Source organism: Mesorhizobium sp. M7A.F.Ca.US.011.01.1.1 (assembly GCF_003998295.1).
In the GTDB taxonomy this organism is placed as follows: Bacteria; Pseudomonadota; Alphaproteobacteria; order Rhizobiales; family Rhizobiaceae; genus Mesorhizobium.
Window position 1 is genome coordinate 21,256 of record NZ_RZRT01000037.1, and the last position, 24,375, is coordinate 45,630.

General features: G+C 64.0%; 25 protein-coding genes. 9 read left to right on the plus strand and 16 right to left on the minus strand.

Annotated elements, in window-relative coordinates; all coding sequences use genetic code 11:
• Positions 1-19 precede the first annotated feature (19 nt).
• From EOA13_RS26095 to def, 5 genes are all read right to left on the minus strand, one after another.
• A complete protein-coding gene (locus EOA13_RS26095; protein ID WP_127296477.1) occupies positions 20-526 on the minus strand; it encodes an N-acetyltransferase in 507 nt (168 codons plus the stop codon).
• Positions 523-1,476: a methionyl-tRNA formyltransferase gene (gene fmt / locus EOA13_RS26100; protein WP_127296478.1), complete on the minus strand. Its 954-nt coding sequence runs from the start codon at positions 1,474-1,476 to the stop codon at positions 523-525. The genes EOA13_RS26095 and fmt overlap by 4 nt, the downstream gene beginning before the upstream one ends.
• A gap of 43 nt (positions 1,477-1,519) precedes the next feature.
• Complete coding sequence (locus EOA13_RS26105) at positions 1,520-1,936, minus strand: type II toxin-antitoxin system VapC family toxin (protein WP_127296511.1); 417 nt, start codon at positions 1,934-1,936, stop codon at positions 1,520-1,522.
• A 5-nt stretch (positions 1,937-1,941) separates the two neighbouring features.
• Complete coding sequence (locus EOA13_RS26110; RefSeq protein ID WP_127296479.1) at positions 1,942-2,202, minus strand: plasmid stabilization protein; 261 nt, start codon at positions 2,200-2,202, stop codon at positions 1,942-1,944.
• A 115-nt stretch (positions 2,203-2,317) separates the two neighbouring features.
• Complete coding sequence (gene def, locus EOA13_RS26115) at positions 2,318-2,848, minus strand: peptide deformylase (RefSeq protein ID WP_127296480.1); 531 nt, start codon at positions 2,846-2,848, stop codon at positions 2,318-2,320.
• Between the two features lie 103 nt (positions 2,849-2,951).
• Between def and EOA13_RS26120 the strand changes: the two genes are divergently transcribed.
• Positions 2,952-4,223, plus strand: coding sequence for a DNA recombination protein RmuC (locus EOA13_RS26120; protein WP_127296481.1), 1,272 nt, complete (start codon positions 2,952-2,954; stop codon positions 4,221-4,223).
• 20 nt (positions 4,224-4,243) lie between these two features.
• On the opposite strand, the gene EOA13_RS26125 is transcribed toward EOA13_RS26120, so the two are convergent.
• The 3 genes from EOA13_RS26125 to EOA13_RS26135 form a co-directional block, all read right to left on the minus strand.
• Positions 4,244-4,648, minus strand: a complete 405-nt coding sequence (locus EOA13_RS26125; RefSeq protein ID WP_127296482.1) for a GFA family protein — start codon at positions 4,646-4,648, stop codon at positions 4,244-4,246.
• A 61-nt stretch (positions 4,649-4,709) separates the two neighbouring features.
• Positions 4,710-5,675, minus strand: a complete 966-nt coding sequence (locus tag EOA13_RS26130; protein ID WP_127296483.1) for a cation diffusion facilitator family transporter — start codon at positions 5,673-5,675, stop codon at positions 4,710-4,712.
• A 125-nt stretch (positions 5,676-5,800) separates the two neighbouring features.
• Positions 5,801-6,610, minus strand: a complete 810-nt coding sequence (locus tag EOA13_RS26135) for a transglutaminase family protein (protein ID WP_023810752.1) — start codon at positions 6,608-6,610, stop codon at positions 5,801-5,803.
• Between the two features lie 211 nt (positions 6,611-6,821).
• Here EOA13_RS26135 and EOA13_RS39430 point away from each other — a divergent pair, with 211 nt between their 5' ends.
• Together EOA13_RS39430 and sugE are read left to right on the plus strand one after the other, a co-directional pair.
• Positions 6,822-6,947: a hypothetical protein gene (locus EOA13_RS39430; protein ID WP_013528464.1), complete on the plus strand. Its 126-nt coding sequence runs from the start codon at positions 6,822-6,824 to the stop codon at positions 6,945-6,947.
• A 207-nt stretch (positions 6,948-7,154) separates the two neighbouring features.
• Positions 7,155-7,469, plus strand: coding sequence for a quaternary ammonium compound efflux SMR transporter SugE (gene sugE / locus EOA13_RS26145; protein ID WP_013528463.1), 315 nt, complete (start codon positions 7,155-7,157; stop codon positions 7,467-7,469).
• Positions 7,470-7,609: 140 nt separating this feature from the next.
• Here sugE and EOA13_RS26150 read toward each other — a convergent pair whose 3' ends face one another.
• A complete protein-coding gene (locus tag EOA13_RS26150) occupies positions 7,610-8,038 on the minus strand; it encodes a DUF6481 family protein (RefSeq protein WP_023761392.1) in 429 nt (142 codons plus the stop codon).
• Between the two features lie 277 nt (positions 8,039-8,315).
• On the opposite strand from EOA13_RS26150, the gene EOA13_RS26155 reads away from it, so the two are divergent.
• The 3 genes from EOA13_RS26155 to EOA13_RS26165 all read left to right on the plus strand — a co-directional run bounded on the left by EOA13_RS26155 (position 8,316) and on the right by EOA13_RS26165 (position 11,735).
• Complete coding sequence (locus tag EOA13_RS26155) at positions 8,316-9,377, plus strand: LLM class flavin-dependent oxidoreductase (RefSeq protein WP_127296484.1); 1,062 nt, start codon at positions 8,316-8,318, stop codon at positions 9,375-9,377.
• A gap of 118 nt (positions 9,378-9,495) precedes the next feature.
• Positions 9,496-10,665, plus strand: coding sequence for an AI-2E family transporter (locus tag EOA13_RS26160; RefSeq protein ID WP_127296485.1), 1,170 nt, complete (start codon positions 9,496-9,498; stop codon positions 10,663-10,665).
• Between the two features lie 68 nt (positions 10,666-10,733).
• Entirely contained in the window at positions 10,734-11,735 is a 1,002-nt protein-coding gene (locus EOA13_RS26165; protein ID WP_127296486.1) for an LLM class flavin-dependent oxidoreductase, read from the plus strand.
• 32 nt (positions 11,736-11,767) lie between these two features.
• On the opposite strand, the gene EOA13_RS26170 is transcribed toward EOA13_RS26165, so the two are convergent.
• Positions 11,768-12,787, minus strand: coding sequence for a LacI family DNA-binding transcriptional regulator (locus EOA13_RS26170; protein ID WP_127296487.1), 1,020 nt, complete (start codon positions 12,785-12,787; stop codon positions 11,768-11,770).
• A 220-nt stretch (positions 12,788-13,007) separates the two neighbouring features.
• On the opposite strand from EOA13_RS26170, the gene EOA13_RS26175 reads away from it, so the two are divergent.
• Genes EOA13_RS26175 through EOA13_RS26185 form a run of 3 tightly spaced genes read left to right on the plus strand, consistent with a single transcriptional unit; the run spans position 13,008 to position 16,868 of the window.
• Entirely contained in the window at positions 13,008-14,591 is a 1,584-nt protein-coding gene (locus EOA13_RS26175) for a sugar ABC transporter ATP-binding protein (protein WP_127296488.1), read from the plus strand.
• Positions 14,588-15,913 carry an ABC transporter permease gene (locus tag EOA13_RS26180; protein ID WP_127296489.1) on the plus strand — a complete coding sequence of 442 codons (1,326 nt, stop codon included), beginning with the start codon at positions 14,588-14,590 and terminating at the stop codon, positions 15,911-15,913. Before EOA13_RS26175 ends, EOA13_RS26180 begins: the two co-directional genes overlap by 4 nt.
• Positions 15,900-16,868: a substrate-binding domain-containing protein gene (locus EOA13_RS26185; protein ID WP_127296490.1), complete on the plus strand. Its 969-nt coding sequence runs from the start codon at positions 15,900-15,902 to the stop codon at positions 16,866-16,868. Before EOA13_RS26180 ends, EOA13_RS26185 begins: the two co-directional genes overlap by 14 nt.
• A 277-nt stretch (positions 16,869-17,145) precedes the next feature.
• Here EOA13_RS26185 and EOA13_RS26190 read toward each other — a convergent pair whose 3' ends face one another.
• The 6 genes from EOA13_RS26190 to EOA13_RS26215 are packed head-to-tail and all read right to left on the minus strand — an operon-like array spanning position 17,146 to position 24,273.
• Positions 17,146-17,607 carry a MarR family transcriptional regulator gene (locus EOA13_RS26190; protein ID WP_127296491.1) on the minus strand — a complete coding sequence of 154 codons (462 nt, stop codon included), beginning with the start codon at positions 17,605-17,607 and terminating at the stop codon, positions 17,146-17,148.
• The gene (locus EOA13_RS26195; RefSeq protein ID WP_127296492.1) at positions 17,604-18,188 is read right to left on the minus strand and encodes an amino acid synthesis family protein; all 585 of its coding nucleotides are present in this window, start codon (positions 18,186-18,188) and stop codon (positions 17,604-17,606) included. Before EOA13_RS26195 ends, EOA13_RS26190 begins: the two co-directional genes overlap by 4 nt.
• Positions 18,181-19,062 (minus strand): UPF0280 family protein, encoded by an 882-nt coding sequence (locus EOA13_RS26200; protein WP_127296493.1) that lies wholly within the window; start codon positions 19,060-19,062, stop codon positions 18,181-18,183. Before EOA13_RS26200 ends, EOA13_RS26195 begins: the two co-directional genes overlap by 8 nt.
• Positions 19,062-20,603 (minus strand): 6-hydroxynicotinate reductase, encoded by a 1,542-nt coding sequence (locus EOA13_RS26205; protein WP_127296494.1) that lies wholly within the window; start codon positions 20,601-20,603, stop codon positions 19,062-19,064. The genes EOA13_RS26200 and EOA13_RS26205 overlap by 1 nt, the downstream gene beginning before the upstream one ends.
• A complete protein-coding gene (locus EOA13_RS26210) occupies positions 20,600-23,416 on the minus strand; it encodes a molybdopterin-dependent oxidoreductase (RefSeq protein WP_127296495.1) in 2,817 nt (938 codons plus the stop codon). The genes EOA13_RS26205 and EOA13_RS26210 overlap by 4 nt, the downstream gene beginning before the upstream one ends.
• On the minus strand, positions 23,413-24,273 hold the full coding sequence (locus tag EOA13_RS26215) for a xanthine dehydrogenase family protein subunit M (protein ID WP_127296496.1): 861 nt from the start codon (positions 24,271-24,273) through the stop codon (positions 23,413-23,415). The genes EOA13_RS26210 and EOA13_RS26215 overlap by 4 nt, the downstream gene beginning before the upstream one ends.
• Between the last annotated feature and the right edge of the window lie 102 nt (positions 24,274-24,375).

Genomic DNA, 24,375 nt, shown 5'->3' on the forward strand with positions numbered 1-24,375 from the left:
GGCGGCTATACGCTCTCGCCTAGGCGGCGAGAGCGGTGAAGGCGGAGGCGTATACCAGCCTGCCGGCGTCAGGCACGTCGCCCCAAGCCAGCGCCTGCAGCGCTTCGCCCTGGTATTCGCTCTCGAAGTTCTCGGCACGCGTGTGGCTATATCCGAAACGCCCGTAATAGGTGGGGTCGCCGAGCACCACGGCCAGCGTTTCGCCGGCATCCCTGAGGCGGATATGCGCCTCGCGGATCAGCGCGCCGCCGATGCCGCTGCCATGGAACGAGGGCTCCACCGCCAGCGGCGCGAGCGCCACGGCGGCGAAGGTCTTGCCGCCATTCTGGACGAACAGCCGCGAAAACAGGATGTGGCCGACCACCTGGCCGTCCTCTTCCGCCACCAGTTCGGCAACAGCGTTGCCGCCGGTCACCAGCGCGTCGACCAGACCGGCCTCGGCCTGCTGGCCGAAAGCGTGTTCCTCGACGAGGCGGATGGCCTCGCGATCCCGCGGCGTTGCCGCGCGTATCGACATCATGCTCATGAGAATTTCAGTCCTTTTTCGATCTTGGCCCCGCGCAGGAATTCCGACGCGGCAGCGGGCTTTCCGCCCGCCCGTTGAACTTCGACCAGCCTGATCGCGCCTGCCCCGCAGGCGACCGTCAGCCGGTCATCGAGAATTCCTCCCGACTCGCCCAACTCTTCCCAAAGCGACAGGCCTTGCGACAGCGTCGAGCGAAGCAGTTTCAGCCGCTCCTGGCGGCCGCCAATTCCTATCTCCGACCAAGCGCCGGGAAAGGGCGACAGGCCACGAATATGATTGTGGACCTCACTTGCCGAGCGAGTCCAGTCCACGCGAGTCTCGGATTTATCGATTTTCTTGGCGTAGGTCACCCCATCCACAGCTTGTGCGGTGAATGTCAGGGTGTTCCCTTCCAACCGCGCCAGCGCTTCCACCATCAAGGCAGCACCGACACTCATCAACCGATCATGCAGATCGCCGGCTGTCATATCGGGTTCGATGGCGCATTTTTCAACCAGCCCGACCGGGCCGGTGTCCAGCCCCTCTTCCATGCGCATCACCATCATGCCGCTTTCCAGGTCACCGGCCATGATGGCGCGCTGGATCGGCGCGGCCCCGCGCCAGCGCGGCAGAAGCGAGGCATGGCCGTTGATGCAGCCGAGCCGGGTCGCCTCCAGAACCGCCTTCGGCAACAGCAAGCCATAGGCGACGACGACGGCGATATCGGCCTGCAAGGCACGGAAAACGGCCTGCTCGGCCTCGCCCTTGAGCGAAACCGGCGTCCGCACCTCGACGCCCAGCCGTTCCGCCTCGCGCTGCACCGGCGACGGTGTCAGCTCCAGCCCGCGCCGTCCGGCAGCGCGCGGCGGCTGGGTATAGACGACTGATATCTCATGGCCGGCCTCGGCGATCGCGCGCAAAGTCGGCACCGAAAACTCCGGCGTGCCCATGAAGATGACGCGAAGGGGCATTTTTCTTCCGAGACCTTCTCTCTACCTGCGCCGGGAAGTCAGATCAGGCTTCAAACGGGTTTACCAGCTTCAGGTCAAGTCCGTCGAAGTCTCGAACGTTGCGGGTGGCAAGCGTGGCGTCGTGCACCTGGCAGATAGCAGCTATCATCGCGTCCTTGGTTTCGACAGGTCTGCCAGCGAGTCGTCTTGCCGCGGCAATGCGGCCATAGTGTTCTGCGGGCAGATCCCCAAAAACCAGGATCCGACCCGAAAATTCGCCCCGGAACCTCGAAATGCTTTGGAGAAGACCATCCCGCCGGATGGCCTCCTGAACGAGGTAGGCTCCGAAATAGAGCTCTGCAAAAACAATGGTGGAGAGGAAAAGGGTCGCAGGCTCTTGGCCATTCAACCAGTTGAGAACGTGTTTGCTCCGTTGCCGCGATAGCACGTCCGATATGACGTTGGTGTCCAGTATGATCATTTCGGTCAACGGAAATCAGGCGGCCCACGATCGGCCTCACTTCGCGACCTCGCTATTTCCTGAATCTCGTCGTTTGTGAAACGATCATCGCCGACGAGCGAATAGAGGCGATCGCCGACTTTTTCGGCGCCAGCAAATTGTGTTGCAAAACCCTTCTGTATCAAGACGACCGCTTCCTCCGAAAGGCTGCGCCTGTTCAGCCGCGCACTTTCCTCGAGACGCCGTTTCAATTCCGGATTGATCCCACGGATCAGCATGTCACCCATAGACACCTCCTGCGTGATATCACTGATATCACAGCAAGTCGGTATTTTCAATCGAAGGTTCGTGAAGCTGAACCGCCGAGGCTGATCGAGGGGCCGTGCTCCGACAGAGCATGCCCTATCCGGCCAGCTTGCCCGGCGCTTTGTCCTTGGCGAGCTTCTTGAATTTCTTCACCACCATGTCGCGCTTCAGCTTCGAGATGTGGTCGATGAACAGGACGCCATTGAGGTGGTCGATCTCGTGTTGCAGGCAGGTGGCCATCAGGCCCTCGGCCTCCATCTCCTGCAGCTTGCCGTCGCGGTCGAGATATTTGACCCGTACGGCGGCCGGGCGTTCGACCTCGGCGTAATAATCCGGGATCGACAGGCAGCCTTCCTCGTAGACGGAGCGCGCATCGGCGCTCTCCAGGATTTCCGGATTGATGAAGACATGCGGCGCTGGCGTCTCGTCTTCCTTGGCGAGATCGATCACCAGCAATCGCAGCGGCTCGCCGATCTGGATTGCCGCCAAACCGATGCCCGGTGCGTCATACATGGTCGCCAGCATGTCGTCGGCTAATCTGCGCAGGGGCGCGTCGACACGCTCCACCGGTTGAGAAACCTGGCGCAGGATGGGGTCGGGAAGGATGATGAGCGGCTTGATCGGCATGGGGTTCCACGTAAGACCTCCAGCGAAAAGCGTCAACCGGTTGGCATCAGGCTCGTTCACGTTTTGATCTGTGCTATCGGGGCGAATCGTCTATGCTGTCCACATGAATGATTTGAGCACCATCCTTTCGGAGCCTGTCGCCCGGCTTGGCGCCACAACCATCACGCTCGGCCATGCGCTGGCCTTCGGCGTTTTGCTGTTTCTGGGCCTGTTCGTGGCGCTGGTCATTGCATTGTGGCGGTCGGCGAAGGCGCGCGCCGTGGCGGCCGCGGAAGCCGCCGATCATGCCCGCGATGCCGAGGCGCGGATGGCCGGCATTCTGCAAAGCCAGGCCGAAATGCAGGGTCGTATGGGCGCCATCGCCGAAGTGTTCGGCGCACGGCAGGCGGAACTGACGCAATCGATCGGCCAGCGCCTCGACGCCATGACCGGCCGGCTCGGCCAGACCATGACCGAGCAGACGAAATCGACGCATGAGAGCCTGGCCAAATTGCAGGAGCGGCTGGCCATCATCGATGTCGCGCAGGGCAACATCCAGTCGCTCGCCGGCCAGGTCGTGCAGTTGCAGGCGATCCTCTCCAACAAGCAGACGCGCGGTGCTTTCGGCCAGTCGCGCATGGAGGCGATCGTTGCCGACGGCCTGCCGCATGGCGCCTATGAATTCCAGGCGACGCTGTCGAACGGCAGCCGTCCCGACTGCCTGGTGAAGATGCCGAACGGCGCGCCGTCGCTGGCCATCGACGCCAAGTTTCCGCTCGAGGCCTGGAACGCCATCCGCGCCGCCGCCGGCGCCGACCTGCAGAAGGCCGCCTCGCAGGCCTTTCGCCGCGACATCGAGATCCATGTCCGCGATATCTCGGAAAAATACCTGATCCAGGGCGAGACGCAGGACACTGCCTTCATGTTCGTGCCCTCGGAATCGGTGTTCGCCGAGATCCACGAGAATTTCGAGGCGATCGTCCACAAGGCGCACCGTGCCCGAATCGTCATCGTCTCGCCGTCGCTGCTGATGCTGTCGATCCAGGTCATCCAGGCGATCCTCAAGGATGCCCGCATGCGCGAACAGGCGCACCTGATCCAGGGCGAGGTCATTCGGCTGATGGAGGATGTCGCGCGTGTCGATGAGCGGGTGCGCAAGCTGCAGGTCCATTTCGGCCAATCGGCCAAGGATATCGACGACATCCTGGTTTCGACGTCGAAGGTCACCAAGCGCGGCCAGAAGATCGAGGCGCTGGAATTCGGCGCGCAGCCCGACGGCGATGCCGCCGCGGACGCCGCGTCACGGGCTCCCGCCGCGAAGGTCGATACTGGCGCGCGCGTTGCCGATTCGAAAACCGGGCAGCTCAGGCTGAGGGTCGTCGAAGGCGACGATTGAGGCGCGGTGCCGGATCCGCCCTACTGCTCTTCCTTGGTCGTCATACCCGGGAATTCCGGCAACCAGGGCAGCGCCGAGCGGTGCCAGCTTTGCCGTCTCGGGACCAGCTGTTCACGTTGCCGCGCCGTGCCGACCCGGATGCCATAAACCTTCGGCCCGTCGCCAACCGATGTCGCGTAGAGATGCGAGCCGCACTCGCCGCAAAAGCCCTGCGCGCGCTTGTCGCCGCTCGATCCTGTCTTGATATAGACCTTTGGCGCACCCTTGGTGATCCGGTAGTGGCCTTCCGGCGCGCCCACGGTCACGCGAAAAGCCGTTCCGGTCAGTTGTTGGCAATCGGTGCAGTGGCAGATTCCGGTGTTCTCCGGGTCGACCTCCGCCTCGTAGGTGATGGCGCCACAATGACAGCCGCCGTCTATTCTCATCTTCGTTCCTCCAAAGTCCCGTCAATCTAGCGGGGCATGGCCGTGAGGCAATGGGGCGGCGCTAGTCCAGGGTCGGATCGGATGCGTTCTCGATCAGCCTGCGCCGCTGCTCCCAGGTGCCTGATGTCTGCGGCTTGACGAACAGCCGCGTGATCTCCGGCATCTCCTTCTTGAGCTGCGCCTCCAGGCGCTCGACGCAAGCTTCGATCTCGGGCGCCGTCAAATGGTCCTCGAACTCGATGCTGAGCCCGGCGACGATCTCTGCCGGCCCCATATGGACGGTCAGGACGCCGTTCGCCCGCTGTACCGCCGGATCCTGCTGGGCGATCGTCAGCACCTGTCTCTGGACCTCGAGCGAGGCCGGCTCGCCGATCAGCAGGCCCTTGCTTTCGCGCGCCAGGAAGATCGCCGTCGCGCCCAGGATCAGCCCAATGCCGATCGAGGCGGCGCCGTCGAGCTCCGGCATCTCCAGCAGTTCCGCCGCCAGGATGCCGGCGAATGCGACGATCAGGCCGAGAAGTGCTGCGCTGTCCTCGAACAGCACGGTGTAGACGCTCGGATCCTTGCTCGATTGCACCGCCCGCAGCCAGCCTTGCTTACCCTTCTGCTTGCGGAACTCCCTCAGCGCGACCAGCCAGGAGCTGCCCTCGAACAGAAAGGACAGGCCAAGAACGATGTAGTTGACCTTGCCGTTGGCGACCGGCTCCGGCGCCATGATATGGATCATGCCTTCGTAGAACGACACGCCTGCGCCCAGCGCGAAGACGAGGAGCGCGACGATGAAGCTCCAGAAGTAGAGTTCGCGGCCGTGACCGAGGGGATGCGTCCGGTCGGCCGGGCGGGCGGCACGGTGCATGCCGTACAGCAGCAGGCCGCCATTGCCGGTATCGACCAGCGAATGCACGCCCTCCGACAGCATCGCCGAACTGCCGGTAAAGGCGGCGGCGGCGAACTTGGTCAGCGCGATGGCGAGATTGCCGGCGAGCGCCGCGTAGATCACCTTTTTTGAGCCGCCGTGCCCGGCCATGGCATTTGTCCCCGTTCAAGGCGCAGTCTAGCGGCCAGGCCGCTAAAGCTCCACAGGCATCACCGCGCGAATGTCGGGTCGTCCAAGGCAGCGGCCATAAGAGATCGGTCTGTGGAAGACGGCGACTACTCGATGATTTCGCTGGTCCACACCTTGAAGCCGGCAAGCGTTCCCGGCCCGAATATATGGGTCAGCGGAACGTCGGCGGCGTCGCGGCCGGAGGCGATCAGGATGCGGCCGATACGCGGTGCATTGTTGCGCGGGTCGAAGACATGCCAGCGGCCGCCGAGATAGACCTCCATCCAGGCGCAGAAATCCATGCTCGCCCATGGTTTCGGCATACCGATGTCGCTGATGTAGCCGGTGCAATAGCGCGTCGGGATGTTGAGCGCCCGGCAGAAGGTGACCGCGAGATGCGCATAGTCGCGGCAGACGCCGCTCTGTTCGCGATACGCTTCCGCAGCGGTGCGTGTCGGCCGAGCATTGCCGTAGTTGAAGACGATGTGATTGTGGACGAAGTCGCAGACCGCCTGCACGCGCGGAATGCCCAGCGGCGTGTTGCCGAACAGCCGCCACGCTTCATCAGCCAGAAGGTCGCTTTCGCAAAAACGGCTGGGCAGCAGAAACAGCAGCGTGTCCGCCGGCAGGTCGCGCACCTCGTGCTGCCAGGCCATCAGGTCGCCCATCTCGAAAGTGCCGGGATCGCGGATCACCGCGTCGGTGCCGAAGGTGAAACGCCCGGGCGGCGCGACGAACCGGTTGCACCAGTTGCCGAAACTGTCGCGATAGCTTTCGATCGGCACCGGCGGGTTGGAGATCAGGAAGTCCGGCCGCTCGAGATCGGAGGCACGCGAATAGTGGACATTCAGCATCGCGATGAGCGGCGTTTCCTGCGGAAAGTCGAAGCTCATCTCGCAGCCGATATGGATTCGCATTGTCGTCCTGACGGCCTGCCTGACGATCACCGGGCGGAGGCACGGGCCGATGCTGCAGTGCGAAGACAACCATGGCATGGACCGCCATGGTTTACGAGCAAATTAGAAACCGGTTGAAAGCGAGCCGCTGACGGCGGCAGCAGTCGCTAACCCCTTGCAGTCCGGCGGTTCTCTTGTTTCACTTCGCTTCCCACATCAGGAGGAACGAATCATGGCTAAAGGTGCGATGAAGGCAGGCAAGGAAGCCCGCAAGCCGAAGAAGGACGCCAAGAAGCCCGCCCCGGCTCCGGCCCTGAAGGCGCCGCCGGTCAAGGCGATGAAGCTCAAGGACAAGTAGGTCCGGCGATCCACTTCGCAATAAGGTTACGGCCGGCGACACTGTTGCCGGTCGTTGTTGATCGAGCGCCCGAAATTCCTATATTGGCATGGCGGGGACGACCTCGCGCTTCCCCGAAAATCCGGACGGGACGACCCGCCATTGTTTGATTGATCGTCGGACTCCGAAAATCGTTTTTCGGTCCGATGCTCTGATGGAGCGTTGTCGATGTCTTGGATTCTTCTCTTTTTTGCCGGCCTGTTCGAGATCGGCTGGGCAATCGGCCTCAAATACACCGATGGCTTCTCGAAGCTCGTGCCCACCGTGCTGACCGTTGCCTCGATGGTCGTCAGCCTCACTTTGCTCGGCCTGGCGCTGAAGGCGCTGCCGGTCGGCACCGCCTATGCGGTGTGGACCGGCATCGGCACCGTCGGTACGGCATTGCTCGGCATCTGGCTGCTTGGCGAGCCGGCCACCGCGATCAGGCTGGCCTGCATCGCGCTCATTGTCTGCGGCATCATGGGATTGAAGTTCGCCGCCTGACCAATAGCGCTTCTTGTTTTTATGCATGCCGTCCTCACAAAACCGGGATCATTTTTGGGCGACATGCATGGGACAAACACGTTCAGGGCCGCTGCGAGGCGACCCTGATTCTCGAAGCAGATTGCTTCGTAGCCTGGAGGCTAGCGGGCGGAGAAGCCCGGCGGCGTCCTGCCGGTGCGCTGCTTGCGTGCCGCATAACGCGCGTCACGCTTGGCCTTGCGCTCGGCTTCATCGGCCAGAAAACGGGCGATGCGCTCGTTCTCTTCGGATTCCCGAATCTTGGCCTCAGCCTGTGCAGCTTCCTCGGCGGCGATACGTGCCGCTTCGGCTGCTGCCTCGCGCTCGGCCTTCTCGACCGCTTCGCGTGCCAGCTTCTCCTGCTTAAGCCGGGCCTTTTCGGCCTCGCGGATTTCGCGAGCCGCAAGGATAGCCTTGCGTTCAGCCTGCCGCGCCAGCACCGCGGGATCATCCGCCGCCGGCTTTGCTTTGAAGCGCTCGAGGAGCGCCTTCTTTGCCTCGTTTGCGGCATTGCGCCGCTCGAAAACGTCTTTTTCCCTGTAGATAGCCAAGTCCACTTCCCTGAAGTCAATTCGCGACGCTTACATACGCGCGAAAACCGAGAGTTCAAGCGCCAAAACGGCATGGCAGCCATGAAATTGTCGGCTGTTGCAGCCGGGAGACGCCTTTGGAGCAATTCCAGGAAAAGTGTGAAGCGGTTTTCCGTCCGGAATTGCGACGAAGAGATAGAGTCGAAAACGACATGCACTGTTCACCGTCGCCCCTCTGGCAGCGAGGTTGGCGGATGGCTACGTCTAGCGGCAAATTCCAACACCAGGATGACATTAGATGGAACTCGGTCTCTACACCTTCGCCGACGTCAGCCCGCAGCCGGGCCCCGGCGCAATCGGCCCGCATGAGCGGCTGCGCAACCTGATCGAGGAGGTCGAGCTGGCCGATCAGGTCGGCCTCGACGTCTTCGGCCTCGGCGAGCATCACCGGCCCGATTATGCCGCCTCCGCACCGGTCGTGGCCCTGGCCGCGGCGGCCGAGCGTTCGAAGCGCATCAAGCTGACCAGCGCGGTCACCGTTCTGTCTTCCGATGACCCGGTGCGCGTGTTCCAGCAGTTCGCCACGCTCGACCTTCTGTCGGGCGGCCGCGCCGAGATCATGGCCGGACGCGGCTCGTTCATCGAATCCTTCCCGCTGTTCGGTTACAACCTCGAGGACTATGACGAGCTGTTCGCCGAAAAGCTCGATCTGCTGCTTGCCATCCGCGACAGCGTGAAGGTCACCTGGTCCGGCAATCTGCGCGCGCCGATCAACGATCGCGGCGTTTATCCCCGGCCCTTCCAGGACAGGCTGCCGGTTTGGATCGCCATTGGCGGCACGCCGCAGTCTGCCGCCCGCGCTGGCGCGCTCGGCCTGCCGCTGGCGCTCGCCATCATTGGCGGCGAGCCGGCGCGTTTCGCGCCGCTGTTCGATCTCTATCGCGAAGCCGCCAAGCGCGCCGGTAGTGATCTGGCGGGCCTCGCCACCAGCATCAACGTGCACGGCTTCATCGCCGAGACGACCGAGCAGGCGGCCGACGATTTTTACGGCCCGCAGGCGGAGGTGATGAACCGCATCGGCCGCGAGCGCGGCTGGGGTCCGACATCCCAAGCGCATTTCGACCAGTCGCGCGGCCCGAACGGCGCTTTGTTCGTCGGCGGCCCCGAGCAGGTGGCCGAGAAGATCGTCGCCCAGCACAAGATCTTCAAAAACGACCGCTTCCTGCTGCAGATGGCGATCGGCACCATGCCGCATGCCAAGATCATGAAGGCGATCGAACTCTACGGCACCAGGGTCGCGCCGATCGTACGCAAGGAAACAGCCAAGGCTGAGCCGGCACTGGCAGCGCCGGTCGCCTGACCCGGAGTCCGGTGCGAGCGGCCTCAATCCCGAAGCCGGCTCATGGAACCCTCGCCCGTAACTCCGCGTTTCTTGGAGGCGGTTGCCGTGCGAAGGGGCGCCGGCTTGAGGGGTGACTATGAAAACCGAACCCACTGCCTGGGGTCAGGAGATTTCCGATGAACCGGAATCGCGTGCCGCGGCTCGCGCCGACACGCGTCTGATGCGTTCGTTGTTGATCGGCATCTTCCTGTTCATGGCCATCTACGCGCTTTATTTCGCCCGCGCCTTCTTCATGCCGGTCATGCTGGCATTCCTGCTTGCGCTGACGCTGACGCCGATCGTCCGGCTCCTGCGCAAGCACGGCATCCCCGAAGTGATTTCGGCGACCCTCCTGGTGCTGCTCTCGATCTGCGCCTTTGCCATTGTAGGCTACCTGCTCAGCGGCCCGATCATCGACCTCATCAACAACACCTCGTCGATCGGCCAGCAGCTCGCCGAACGGCTGGCGCAATTGCGCCAGCCATTCGAAAAGATCATGCAGATTTCGCACCAGCTCGAGCAGCTGACCGAGACCTCGCAGGAGTCGGGCATTCAGAAGGTGGCGGTGGCGCAGTCCGGCATCCTGTCGGCGGCCGCCAGCAACATCCTGTCGGCGGGAACAGGTCTCACCATCATCTTCGTGCTGTCGCTGTTCCTGCTCGCCTCCGGCACGATGTTTTATGAAAAGATCATCCAGTCCTTCGCCCGCCTAAGCGAAAAGAAGCGGGCGCTGCGCGTCGTCTATGACGTCGAGCGCGAAATCTCGCACTATCTGCTCACCGTCACCATCATCAATGCCGGCCTCGGCACGGTCATCGCTCTTGGTCTGTGGGCGCTCGGCATGCCAAATCCGCTGGTCTGGGGCGTCGCTGCCGCCCTGCTCAACTTCCTGCCCTATGTCGGAGCGCTGATCACCATCGTGCTGGTCACGATTATGGCGCTGATCAGCTTCGATACCATCTTCTACGCGCTTTTGGCGCCGGCCTTCGTGATCTTGTGCGACATCGTCGAAGGCCAGTTCGTCACACCGATGGTGGTCGGCAGGCGCCTCGAGATCAACGCCGTGGCGATTTTCATTGCCATCGCCTTCTGGTCATGGTTGTGGGGCTTCGTCGGCGCTCTGATGGCGGTGCCGCTGCTGGTCGTCATCAAGGTATTCTGCGATCATTTCGACGGGCTCAGCCATGTCGGCAATTTTCTCGCCGCGCAGCACACGGCCGCCCTCGAGGAGGACGACACTGTCGACATCGAAGCTCCCAAAGGCTGATCAATATTTTTGAATTTGCGGCATCGCCGGGCGCTTCCTACATGCGGTCCTGACACAGGATCCCGTTCATGACCGACCTTTCCGTTCTCGACCTGTCGCCGATCGTCGAAGGCAGCGATGCCTCGCAGTCGCTGGCCAACTCGCTCGATCTTGCCCGCCATGCCGAGCGGCTGGGCTACAAGCGCTTCTGGCTCGCCGAGCATCACAACATGCCGGGCATCGCCAGCGCCGCCACAGCAGTCGTCATTGCCCATGTCGCCGGCGGCACCAAGACCATTCGCGTCGGCGCCGGCGGCATTATGCTGCCCAACCATTCGCCGCTGGTGATTGCCGAGCAGTTCGGCACGCTGGCCGCCTTGCATCCGGGCCGCATCGATCTCGGCATCGGCCGGGCGCCCGGCACCGACATGGGCACCGCCCGTGCCTTGCGCCGCAATCTCGAGGCCGGGGTCGACAATTTCCCTCAGGATGTCGTCGAGCTGATGGGCTATTTCCAGCCGGCCGAGGAGGGCCAGCGCATCCGAGCCGTGCCCGGCGAAGGCCAGGACGTACCGGTCTGGATCCTCGGCTCCAGCCTCTACGGCGCGCAGCTCGCCGCCATGCTCGGCCTGCCCTACGCCTTCGCCTCGCATTTCGCGCCGGCGGAGCTGGATCACGCGCTGGACGTCTACCGCTCGCGCTTCCAGCCGTCGGAGCAGCTCGACAAGCCGCATGTCATGCTCGGCCTCAACGTCTTTGCCGCGCCCACCGACGCCGAGGCACGTTTGTTATTCACCTCGCTGCAACAGGCCTTCGTCAATCTGCGCACCGGTCGGGCCGGCCGGCTGCCGCCACCTGTCGAGAACTATGACCGCGATCTCGATCCGATGGCCAAGACCATGCTCGGCCAGGCACTGTCCTGCGCCGTCGTCGGCTCCCCGGAAACGGTACGGCAAGGCATCGATGCCTTCGTGCGCCGCACCGGCGCCGACGAACTGATGGTCACCGCGCAGATTTTTGATCATGCGGCGCGGGTGCGGTCGTTCGAGATCCTGGCCGAGGCGCACAAATCCCTGTCGCAGGCGGCCTGAGAAGTCCTGGTACGACTTACGCCGGGGGAAGGCTACGCGCTCACGCTCTGCGCAATCGCGCCGAGCGGACGGCATGAATTGCGGATCATCAGCCGGCCCTTGAGCAAAAGCTTGCGCGGCGGCGCGTCCCTGTTGCCGGCAAGACGGTCGAGAAGCAGATTGGCCGCCTGTTCTCCGATCGCCTGCACCGGTTGGGCCACCGTGGTCAACTGCGGCTGGAACACGTCGGACCATGGAAAGTCGTCGAAGCAGGCGACCGAAATGTCTTCCGGGCAGGACAGGCCGATGTCGCGGATCGCCTTCATGGTGCCGATCACCATCGGGTTGTTGGCCGAGAAGATAGCACTTGGCCGATCGTGCGAGGAAAGCATCTGCATGGTTTCGTTATAGCCGTCGATCTCATGGAAATTGCCGAAGCGGATCAGTTCTTCGGCGATCGGCAGGCCGGCGGCGTGAAGCGCCTCGCGATATCCCGCCATGCGGTCATGCATCGGCGAGATGTCCGAGGTGCCGGTGATGTAACCGATGCGCCGGTGGCCGAGATTGATCAGATAGGTGATGGCGTCGAACACCGCGCGCTGGTTGTCCAGCACCACGGCATCGGTGTCGACGCCTTTGCAGATACGATCGAGCAGCACGACCGGCACGTTGGCGTCGTCGACGATCCGCTTGAGGATCGCGCCGTCGCCGACGCGCGCCACGATCAGCCCGTCGACCATGCGGTCGAGCAGCAGCTTGATCTGGTCGTCCTGGGTGTTCAAATCCTCGTCCGTACAGCACAGCATGACGGCATAGCCGGCCCGGTCGAAGGCCTGCTGGATGACCGAGACGACATCGGTGAAGAACGGGTTGGTGATGTGCGGCACGGTCAGTCCGATGGTGCGGGTCGTGCCCATCTTCAGGCTGCGGGCGATCGCGTTGCGCTTGTAGCCGATATCGCGGATCGCCTGCTCGATGCGCTGGCTAAGCTCCGGGCTGACTGTCGCCGTGCCATTGATCAGCGCCGAAACGGTGGCGACAGAAACACGCGCCGCTTCAGCCACATGAAGCATGGTGGGCGCGGTGGATTTGCGGTGTCTTTTTTGCCCTGACGCTGTCATTTTCGAAACGTTTCGACACCCCTTGCTGGCCAATACGTACGGAATCCTGTCCTTTTATGCAAGAATCGAATTGCATCAAACGTCCGGCACCTTATACCGGCTTGACATGATCGAAACGTTTAGATTAGCGTTTGCGGGAAATTGACGACGACGGAGGGAGGCCGCCATTGTCATGCAAGAGAGCAATTCCTTTTCCCCGCAGCACGGTGCGGCTGATCGGTCGGACACCGTTCTGAGTGCCGAGCGCATTTCCAAGAGCTTCGGCGGCATCGCCGCGCTTGTCGATGTCGGCTTCGAGCTGCGTCGCGGCGAGGTTCATGCCTTGATGGGCGAGAACGGCGCCGGCAAGTCGACGCTGATGAAGATCCTCTCCGGCGTCTATACCGGCTATGACGGCACGGTCAGCGTCGATGGCCGCCCGGTCAGCTTCGGCGGCGTGCGCGACGCCGAGGATGCCGGCATCGCCATCATTCATCAGGAACTCAACCTGGTGCCCGAACTCAGCGTCGCCGATAACATCTTCCTCGGCCGCGAGAAGCTCATCGCCGGGCTGATCGTCGATCGCAAGGCGAGCGGCCGCGCGGCGGGCGCCCTTTTGCAGCGGCTCGGCATCGAACTCGATCCGCAAGCCCGCGTCGGCGCCTTGCGCGTCGGCGAACAGCAGTTGGTCGAGATCGCCAAGGCGCTGTCGATGTCGGCACGCATCCTGATCATGGATGAGCCGACCTCGGCGCTGTCGCCGGCCGAATGCCAGCGGCTGTTCCGCATCATCCGCCAGCTTGCCGACAGCGGTGTCGCCATCGTCTACATCTCGCATCGCATCGACGAGGTCATGCATCTGGCCAGCCGCGTCACAGTGTTTCGCGACGGGCGCCATGTGCTGACCGAGCCGATGGGCGAGCTCGACGAGGATGCGATCATTTCGGCGATGGTCGGCCGCAACCTGCTGGCTTCCTCCGAGGGGGAGCGCGGCCCCAGTGGCAGAATCGTGCTTTCAGTCGAGAACCTGTCGCTGTCGAAACCCGATGCCCATGGCTGGCGCACGGTGATCGACGGCGTCGGCTTCGATCTTGCCGCCGGAGAAATCCTTGGCATCGGCGGGCTGCTGGGCTCTGGCCGCACCGAGATCCTGGAAGCGATCTTCGGCTCGAGCGATGGCCGCACCGGTGGCGAGATCCAGGTCGACGGCAGGCCCGTGGATATCCGTTCGCCCCGCGACGCAAGGCGGCTGGGCATCGCACTGGTGACCGAGGACCGCAAGACGCAAGGCCTGCATCTGCAGGCTTCGATCACAGACAATGTCGCGCTGCCGCTGGTCGGTTCGCTGGCGCGCTTCGGCATCCGCTCGCTGGCCGGCGAGCAGGGGCTGGCGCGGCAGGCGGTCAAGGCGCTAGGCATTCGTTGCCAGGACATCGACCAACCCGCCCGCACGCTGTCGGGCGGCAACCAGCAGAAGGTCGTCATCGGCAAATGGCTGGCGACCAAGCCAAGGGTGTTGTTGTTGGACGAGCCGACGCGCGGCATCGATGTCGGCGCCAAGCGCGAGATCTACGACCTCATCTTCCAGTTGGCGCGCGACGGCCTCGCCATCGCCGTCATCAGCTCCGAACTGCCGGAGCTTCTGCATCTCTCCGACCGCATCCTGGTGATGGCCGATGGCCGCCAGACAGGCATTCTTTCCCGCGATGCGGCAAGCGAGGAGGCCATCATGCGCCTCGCCGCACCGCGCCGGACCATATCGAGACCAGCCGCATGACTGCCCTGAAACTCCTGTCCCAAACCAAGCTCTATTGGGGCCTGATTGCCATCTTCCTGATCGGCGTGCTGGGCTCGCCGATGAGCTCGAAGGGCAACAACATCTTCCTGTCCTACGGCAATCTGCTCGACGTGTTGCGCCAGGTGTCGACCACCGGCCTGATCGCTACCGGCATGACGGCGGTGATCATCACCGGCGGCATCGATCTTTCGGTCGGCTCGCTGATGGCCATCTGCACGGTGGTCTGCGCCATGCTGCTGACGGTTCCAGGCGTGACGCCCGGCGTCGTGCTGGGCATGCCGACCGTCGCACTGGTGGCGCTTTGCCTCGGTTTCGTCGTCACCCGCTTCATCTTCCAGAACCTTGCGAAATCCCGTGCCGGTGCCGATCTCGTCCGCGACATCAGGCTGGACGGTATTCGCGGCCTAGTCACGCCCGCCGTCGTCGGCGTGGTCCTGTGCTGCCTGTCGCTCTGGTACCTGCTGCCGCAGATCGAGCCGAAATTCGGCGTGCTCGGCGTGCTGCTGGTGGCGCCATGCGTCGGGTTGTTGTTCGGCGCGCTCAACGGCTTCATCATCGTTGCCGGACGCCTGCAGCCCTTCATCGTCACGCTGGCGATGATGGTGACGGCGCTCGGCATCGCCCGGCTGACCGCAGGCCAGAACAATGCGGTGCTGCCGGTCTATACCGGCTCCAACGCCACCGCCGATTTCGAGATATTGCGCTCGCTGGTGTTCGGCATCATCCCGATGCCCGGCCTGTTCTTCCTCGGCGCCATCGTGATCTACGGCGCGGTGCTGCGCTTCACGCCGTTCGGCCGCTATGTCTATGCCATTGGCGGCAATGAGGAGGCGGCGCGGCTTTCGGGCATCGCCGCCGGCCGCGTCAAGATCGCCACCTATGCCGTCTCCGGGCTGCTCGCCGGCATCGCCGCCGTGCTCTATGTCGCGCAATACCGGCAGGGAAAGCCGGATGCCGGCGCAGGGCTGGAGCTTGACGCCATCGCCGCTGTCGTCATCGGCGGCACCAGCCTGATGGGCGGGCGCGGCAGCCTCACCGGCACGTTCTGCGGTGTGCTGATCTTCGGGCTGCTCTCCAACATCCTGCAGCTTCACAACATCAATTCGAACCTTCAGCTGGTGCTGAAGGGGATGATCATCATCGGCACCGTGCTCGTGCAGGAGCGCAATGCCGGTGATCTCCTGGCCTATCTGCGCCTGCCAGGCGGGCAAACGGCGCGCAAGGAAACGGCCGCGGCAAAGCGGCCGTCACAAGAGACATCGTCTCTCAATCTCGGAGGAAACAAAAATGAAACGACGTGACATGCTGAAGCTTGCTGCCATGACCGCGGCATTGCTGACCACCACCGCACTGCTGACCAGCGGCAATGCCTTCGCCCAGGACAAGAAGTGGAAGATCGGCTTCTCGCAGGTGACGACCATCGAGCCCTGGCGTGCGCAGTTCAACAAGGACATCCTGGCCGAAGCCGCCAAGCATCCCGAGGTCGAGCTGATCATCACCGACGGCGAGGACAAGACGGAGAAGCAGGTCGCCGATGTCGAGAACCTGATCCGTCAGGAGGTCGACGCACTGTTGGTATCGCCGAAGGAATCCGCCGGCCTGACCGGTGTCGTGCAGCAGGCGATCGACGCCAAGATTCCGGTCTTCGTGCTCGACCGCAATGTCGACACCAAGGACTACACGCAGTTCGTCGGCGGCGACAACGCACTGATCGGCCGCGCGGCCGGCGAATATGCCGTCGAACTGCTTGGCGGCAAGGGCAAGGCATCAGGTAACGTCGTCGAGATCTGGGGCGGCATGGGCACCCAGCCGGCGCATGACCGCCATGACGGCTTCCATGAATTCACCGACAAGGAACCGGGCATCAAATATCTGCTCGACCAGCAGTCGGGCGACTGGAAGCAGGACCAGGCCTACAATTTGATGGCCAATGCGCTGAAGAGCAACGAGAAGATCGATCTCGTCTATGGCCACAACGACCCGATGGCCTATGGCGCCTATCTCGCCGCCAAGGATGTCGGCCGTGAGAAGGACATCAAGTTCATCGGCATCGACGGTCTGCCAAACGAAGGTGTGCAGATGGTGAACAAGGGCGAACTGACGGCAACCTTCACCTATGTCACCCCCGGCGCCGAAGGCTTGCGCCAAGCGATCAAGTTCCTCAATGGCGAAAAGGTCGAAAAGACCATCACCTTGCCGACCGAGAAGATCACCAAGGAAAACGCCGCTCAGGTGCTGAAGGACAACGGCCTCTGAGTTTTCGCCGGGGATAAGTGCCGGCCCAAGGTCCAGGTTCTTCGTCCCAGGGACAGCTTGGCACCCTTCCTCTCCCCCGTCGATCGGGGGAGAGGTATCGAGCGCAGCTCGACGGAGTGGGGGTCGACCCTTGGCGCGGTGCAGGAAGATTCTTGCGCCCTGGTCCCCTTTCAATATTCGTTGGCGGCGGTTGCCAGGTGGTTCCCCCACTCCGTCGCTGCTTCGCAGCGCCACCTCTCCCCCCTCCGGAGGTAGAGGAAAGGACCATGCCGCCGCTCTAAGCCAGCTTCGCCAGCAGCTTCATGAAGGTGGCGATCTCCTTGGCCGAGAGCGGCGCTAGCGTTTCCTGGGTGATCTCGCGGGCCAGCGGAATCAGGCGCTCGATGGCGTCGCGGCCTTCCGCGGTCAGGTTGACCAGCAGCCGCCTCTTGTCGACCTCGTGCTTGGAAAGCTCGACCAGGCCACGTGCCTTCAGCCGGTCGATGACGCCTTTCACAGTCGCCGCGTCCATGGCGATCAGCGTGCCGAGCTGGTTCTGCGAGGTCTCGCCGACGTCGCGCAGCTTGGCCAGCGCCGCGAATTGCGGCGGCGTCAGATCGCCGATATGCGCGGCAAAGATCGAGACATGGCGCTGATGCGCCTTGCGCAGGATGAAGCCGACCTGCTCCTGCAGGAGGTAATCGTGTTCCTCAGGCTCTTCGACCTCGACGAGCTTGAGCAGATTGTCCTCGGCGCTCACCGCAGCCCGTCCCAGGCCTTGATGTCCTTGGCTGCCAGCCCGCCCATGCGGTCGTGCACGCGTGGGCCGCAGGTCATGGCGAGGCAGAACAGAATTTCGTCGGGGCGCGGCCCATCATTGATGCCGACTTCCATGGCGTCGAAATGGCTGCGCACATAGGCGGCGTTGATGTGGCCGAGCGGCACATCGAGCCTTGAACCGAAAGCACCGACCTTCTTGGCCGACGGCACGATCGCCTTGGCGTCGCCGAGCCGTTCGCGCATGGCGTAGCCGCCGGGCACATGCCAGAGCGCACCGTGCTCGAGTTCACCTGACGTGCCGACAATGGCGCCCTTGCCATAGCCGTCGATCTGTTTGACGTCGCCGCCGAGCGCCGCGATCAGCCGGTCGGCGAGCAGCAGCCCGAGTGGCTTCAGATCGTCCATGGCGCTCTGCAAGTCTTCCACGTAGCGACCGGCAAACGGGTTCTTCACCAGCGCCATGGCGGCGGCGCGGCGGCGCGGCACTTGGGCCACCGGCCCGCCTTCGTGAAAGATTTCCTCGGTCAGAACCGCGATCTTGCGGATCGGAAACTCAGGCATGCGCAACTTCCTTCCCTGGGATTTTGTTGGGCGCGGCAAGCGCCATGGAACCACTGATGCGGGTCTGGCCGGCAAGGAACAGGGCCGATGCGGCGATCAATCCCCTGCGGCGGAAATCTTCGGCGACGGCAAGCCCGCTGTCCAGCGCCGTGGCAATCTCCAAAGAAGAAAGCCGGCCGACTTCTTGCGTCACCAGGCGGCCGCCAAGGTCACTGTCCGGCGCCAGATCGCGCGCCGGCACACGCCGGATGGCCATATGGCCGGGCAGATCGACGGCATTGGCAATCAGCGTCGCGGCGGCATCGGCTTCGGCTCCGGTCTTCGCCAGCACGGTCACCGCATCCGCGATGCCCAGCGAAAACGAGCGTCCGCGCCAGCCGCTGGTGGCAACGCCGTGCACGCCATCCTCGGCGCGGATGACGATGCGGTCGGCCAGACCGTGTCCGGTGCCGGCGATGGCAAGCGTCATCGACTGGCCGGCGCCGAGATGGATGGCGCTATCGCCGCCATTGTTGACATAGGCGCGATCGAGTTGGCGACCCGCCAGCAGCGCATCAAGCATTTCGTCGGCCACCGAACCGGCGACGGCGGCCATCGGCGTGATGAATTTTTCCGCCAGCGGCACGACCGCCGCCTCCATGCGTCGTGCCGTCGACCCGGAGAACAGGCGAGGGCGCAACGACGCAGGACGGCGCAGTTCGGGAAGTTCATCAACCAGCTCGGTCAAAATGGTCTGGAAGCGCGACGCCGCCTGCTCATAGGCCAGGCGGCGTTCGTGCACCTCGCCGAAGGCCTCGACGATCAGGTCGATCGGCCCGTGGTTGAGATGCAGCCGCTTGCCGTCCTGCAGCCAATGCGCTTGTGGGCCGTCCATCACCCAGCCCCGTTGGAACCCGCGCGGCGCAGTTGCGCCAGCGGCGGCCATGGATTGCTGGCCGCGGCACCGGTGCCGCGGCGCGGATTGAGGTATTCGCCACCCTTGGCAACGATGTCCTCGACGCTGCGGATCTCGGCCTCATAGCCGCCGAGCCTGATATAGTCGTCGCGGCGCAAGGTGAATTCGATCGGCGCCACAAGTGCGGGGGTCGGCACATAGCCGAAGGCGCCTTCGGGTACCCTGATAACATCGACCATCAGCGTGATGCCGCCGCCCGGCCAGACATAGACCGGCGCGCCGCCGACCGTGACATAGGTGGTCAGGCCCTGCACGGAACGGGTCAGGTTGACCGGGTTCTCGGTGACGCCGGCGCGCAGTGAACCACCGGCGCCGCCGATGAAGAGCACCGTGCACAGCGCCGGCTCGCAATTGTCCTCGATTAGCCCGACGGACTTTTGCAGCCGTTCGGGAAACGGTTTTTGGACCGGCTTCAATTCGTCGTCGAGTTCGTAGTAGGCGAATTGCTCGCCGGTGGTCGACACCATCAGCAGCGACAGGCCCGGCCGTGCGCCCTTCTTGGCATTCCATTCGCCGAGGATCGACAGCGGGTCGGAGATGCTGGTGCCGCCCCAGCCGAGGCCGGGTTCGGAAACTTTGAAATAGCGGCCCGGCGTCGAACGGCGGCCGATGATTTTAATCCCGGTGTCCTGCCAGCCCAGCACCTTGCCGGCCTGATGCTCGGAAACGACGCCGGTGATGTGGTCGTCGACCACCACCACCTCGTCGACAAGGCCGCGCCATTGCGTGGCGAACATGCCGATGGTGGCCGAGCCGCAGCCGACGCGCATGCGGTGTTCCTGCTTGCCATCGATAACAGGCGGTTTGCCGGCTTCGACGATGATGGTGGCGCCGCCGTCGATGGCCAGTTCCACCGGCTTGCGGTTGCACAGATTGAGCAGCGCGTCGCAGGTGGCGCGGCCCTCTGCCTTGGAGCCGCCGGTCAGATGATGCACGCCGCCCAGCGACAGCATCTGCGAGCCATATTCACCCGTCGTGACATGGCCGATCGCCTCGCCTTGCGATCTCACCACAGCCGTTTCGGGCCCGATATGGCGGTCGGTGTCGATCTTCACCTTGACGCCGCAGTAGGAGAAAATGCCCTCGGTAACGACCGTGACGAGATCGATGCCCTCGACCTCCTGGCTGACGATGAACGGGGCCGGCTTGTAGTCGGGATAGGTGGTGCCTGCACCGATGGCGGTGACGAAGCGGCGGCCGGTGTTGATAAGTTCGCCGTCCCATGCCTCGCCCTCGGCAACGAACGGCACGATTGCCGCGCCGGCCTCCGCCGCATGGTCGAGGATGGTCAGCGGGTCCATCCGCACGATGCTGCCGCCGACATTGCCGTAGCGGTCGCAGGCGCCGGTGCGCCCGTCGGCGATGTAGCACATCACCGGACAGGCATCGCAGCGGATCTTCTCCGCCACCAGCTTCTCACCGGGATCGTGGGTTTCGAAGCGCTCGGCAAGCTCGCTCATCGGCGTGCCTCCTTTTCGCGAATGGCGGCGCGGATACGCGTCGGTGTCGCCGGAATCTTGGTGACCAGGACGCCGGTGGCGTGGCGGATGGCGTTGAGGATCGCAGGCGCCGTCGAGATCAGCACATGCTCGCCCAGCCCCTTGGCGCCAAAGGGTCCTTCCGGGTCCGGAACTTCTATCAGGATGGTTTCGATCGGCGGCACGTCGCCGATGGTCGGAATGAGATAGTCGTGCAAATTCTCGGTGCGGCCGGGAATATACTCCTCCATCAGCGCCATGCCGATGCCTTGCGCGATACCGCCTTCGATCTGGCCTTCGACCAGCAGCGGGTTGATCGCCTTGCCGACATCGTGCGCGGCGGTGATCTTGATCAGCTTCACCGTGCCGAGCTTGAGATCGACCTCAAGTTCCGCAATCTGCGCGCCATAGCCATAGACGGCGTAGGGTTTGCCCTGTCCCTTGGCATCGAGCGGCAGCGTCGGCGGGTCGTAGGTTTCCTCGGCGCGGAAGACGAAGCCTTCGGCATCCACGTCGAGCGAGGCGAGGTCGATACGGCGCGTGGCTTCACCTTCGCGGATGGCGATCGCCGGGCCGTCGAGTTGCAGCGATGCCATTTCGGACACATTGGCGAAACGCAGGATCTTTTCGCGCAAGGCGCGGCCGGCCTTTTCGGCCGCCTTGCCGGTGACGAAGGTCTGGCGCGAGGCCGATGTCTTGCCGGCGTCGGGAGTGATTGACGTATCGGCGCTCTTCAGCTGGAATTTCTCCAGCGGCAGGCCAAGCGCGTCGGCGCAGATCTGGGCGATGACGGTGTTCGAACCCTGGCCGATATCGACGGCGCCTTGGTGTAGGATGACAGTGCCGTCAGCCGCGATGCCGACGCGGATGGTCGACGGGTTGGGCAGCGAGGTGTTGCCGCAGCCATACCAGCAGGAGGCGATGCCTACGCCGCGCTTTTTGTCTCTGTTGGCACCGTTGAACGCATCCGCGTCGGCTTTCGCGCGCGCCCAATGCGGCCGCAGCGATTCGAGGCATTCGGCGATGCCGACGCCTGAGTCCAGCCGCTGCCCGGTAACCGTTTCGGACCCGTTCCGAAGGCAGTTCCTCATCCGAAAGTCGAGCCGATCCATGCCGAGCTTGCCGGCCAGCTCGTCATAGAGCGTCTCCTGCATGATCGTCGCCTGCGGCACACCGAAGCCGCGGAAGGCGCCGGAGATCGGCCCATGCGTGTGGATGGCGCGGCCTTCGGCACGGTAATTCGGCGTCGCGTAGGGTCCCGAGGCGTGCACCGGCACGCGGTTGGCCACGGTAGGGCCCCAGCTTGCATAGGCGCCGGTGTTGAAGTCACCTTCGAAGATCATGCCGGTGACAAGGCCATCGGCATCGGCGCCGATGGTCGCTTTCATCTCGGCCGGATGGCGCTTGGTGGTCGACATCATCGATTCGTTGCGGGTGTAGGCCAATGCTGCCGGCCGCCCGGTCTTCAGCGCCACCAGGCCGATCAGCGGCTGCAGCGAGACGTCGAGTTTCGAACCGAAACCACCACCGGTCGCGGTCGGCACGATACGCACCTTGTCGACGGCAAGGCCGAGCACCTTCGCCGTCTCGTCGCGATCCATATAGGGTGCCTGGGTGCAGGCGACGACGACCAGCGTGTCGCCGTCCAGATAGGCATAGCCGGCTTCCGGTTCGATATAGGCGTGCTCGACATAGGCGGTGTGGATGGTGCCGGACACGGTGAAAGCAGAACCGGCAATCGCCGTCTCGGGGTCGCCGCGCTCGACCAGGCCGGAGGTGAGCAGGTTCGCCGAGCGGTTTTCGTGGATCAGCGCCGCACCTTCGGCCTGCGCTTCGGCGGGTTGCAGAAAATGCGGCAGTTCGCTCCAGCGGATAGGAAAATCCGACAGGTCGAGATCGAGGATCGCCTCGCGCTCGCCGGCGACCAGCGCCACCGCCTCGCCGCGAAGACGAGTAAAACCTTCGGCCAGCGCCGGCTGGTCGGCGAATGGGCCGATAGCGCCGAAACAGTTTTTTCCCGGAATGTCGGCGGCGGTGAAGACCCCGGCGATGCCAGGATGCTGTTTCGCCCAGCCGTCGAGGTCGCCGAAGGCGAAAGCGGCGTGATAATGCGGCGAGCGGACCACCAGCACGGCCAGCGCATCGGCGGGGAAGGAATCGCCGCCGAATTTCTCAGCCCCGGTGACCTTCGGCAAGCCGTCGAGTCGGACCGGCGAGGAGCCGATCGCGTGGCCGGATGGAGGCAAGCGGAAATCCAGGCTTGCTGCCTGCCCGGAGGCATCGATCACTGCGGCAATGATCTTCCGGTAGCCGGTGCAGCGGCACAGAATTCCGCCGAGCGCGTCCTGTACCTCGACCTCGGTCGGGCTCGCCTTCTTCTCCAGCAACGCCGTCGCCACAACCAACAGAGCGGGCGTGCAGATCCCGCACTGCGCGGCGCCGTGGGCGAGGAAAGAGGCCTGCAGCGCCGACAGCCGGCCGTTGGAAAGCCCTTCGACTGTCGTCACCGATGCGCCGGCAGCGGAAGCCGCCGGCATCAGGCAGGCGCAGACGGGATCGCCGTCGACCAGCACCGTACAGGCGCCACAGTCGCCGGCGTCGCAGCCGACCTTGGTGCCGGTCAACAGCAATTCATCGCGCAGCACCAGCGACAGCCGGCGCAGCGGCGGCACATTGACCGAGACGGCGGCGCCGTTGACCTCGAAGACGATATCGGTGCGCGCAGCGCCGTAGCCTGGCTGGACGCTGTCCAGGTCGGGCACCGCTTCACGCACGTCAGGCTGAATTTGGCTCATGCCGCCACCTCTTCGCCAGTCGTCCGCCCCACAGCCGCGAGCACGGCGCGGGCAACGATCTCGCGCACCGCATCGAGCCGGTATTCGGCGCTGCCGCGCACATCGGCGATCGGCGACAGTTCGCTCATCGGCGCGGACAGGACCGCATAGGCAAGCTCGCCATCCGCCGGCAGCCCGCACAACGCGGCTTCGACGCCTGCCAGCCGCTTGGCCACCACCGAACAGGAGCCGGCGGCGACGGCCGCTTGCCGGACGGTGCCATTGTCGACGACCAGACGCGCCGCCACCATGGCGATGGAAATGACGAGATAACGGCGCGCGCCGAGCTTGATGAAAGCCGACATGCCGGTAGGGGCGGTTCTCGGCACGCGGATGGCCGTGACCATCTCACCGGGCAACAGAGCCGTGCGGCGGCTGCCGAGAATGAAGTCCTGCAGCGGCAGGTGCCGCGTCGCGGCAACTGAGCGCAGCTCGACCTCGGCGTCGAGGACCAGCAGGGCCGGCACGCCGTCGGCGGCAGGCGAGGCGTTGCAGAGATTGCCGGCGACCGAGGCGACGTTCTGGATCTGCGCCGAGCCGACCTCCCGCGCCGCCTGCTTCAGGGCGTCGAAGGCCGGCGGCAAGGGATAGCGGACGATGTCGGTCCAGGTCGTGCGCGCGCCGATGACGAAATGATCGCTCGTCTCGGCAATGCCGCGCAGCGAACCCAGGCCGTTAATGTCGAGAACATTGTCGCGGAAGGGTTTGCTGCCCTGTGCGGGATAAAAATCGGTGCCGCCGGCAAGGATGCGCCAGGCGCCCTCGCCAAGCAAAGCGAGCGCTTCGTCGACCGAGGTGGGTTTCGCGTAACGGATCACGCTTTGCCTTCCAGAAAAGGAACTTTCCGAATCCGGTATTTCCGGCGTTCAGCCGAGAAATTCATTCGTATGCAAATGATATCAAGCCCGCAGGATTTGTCA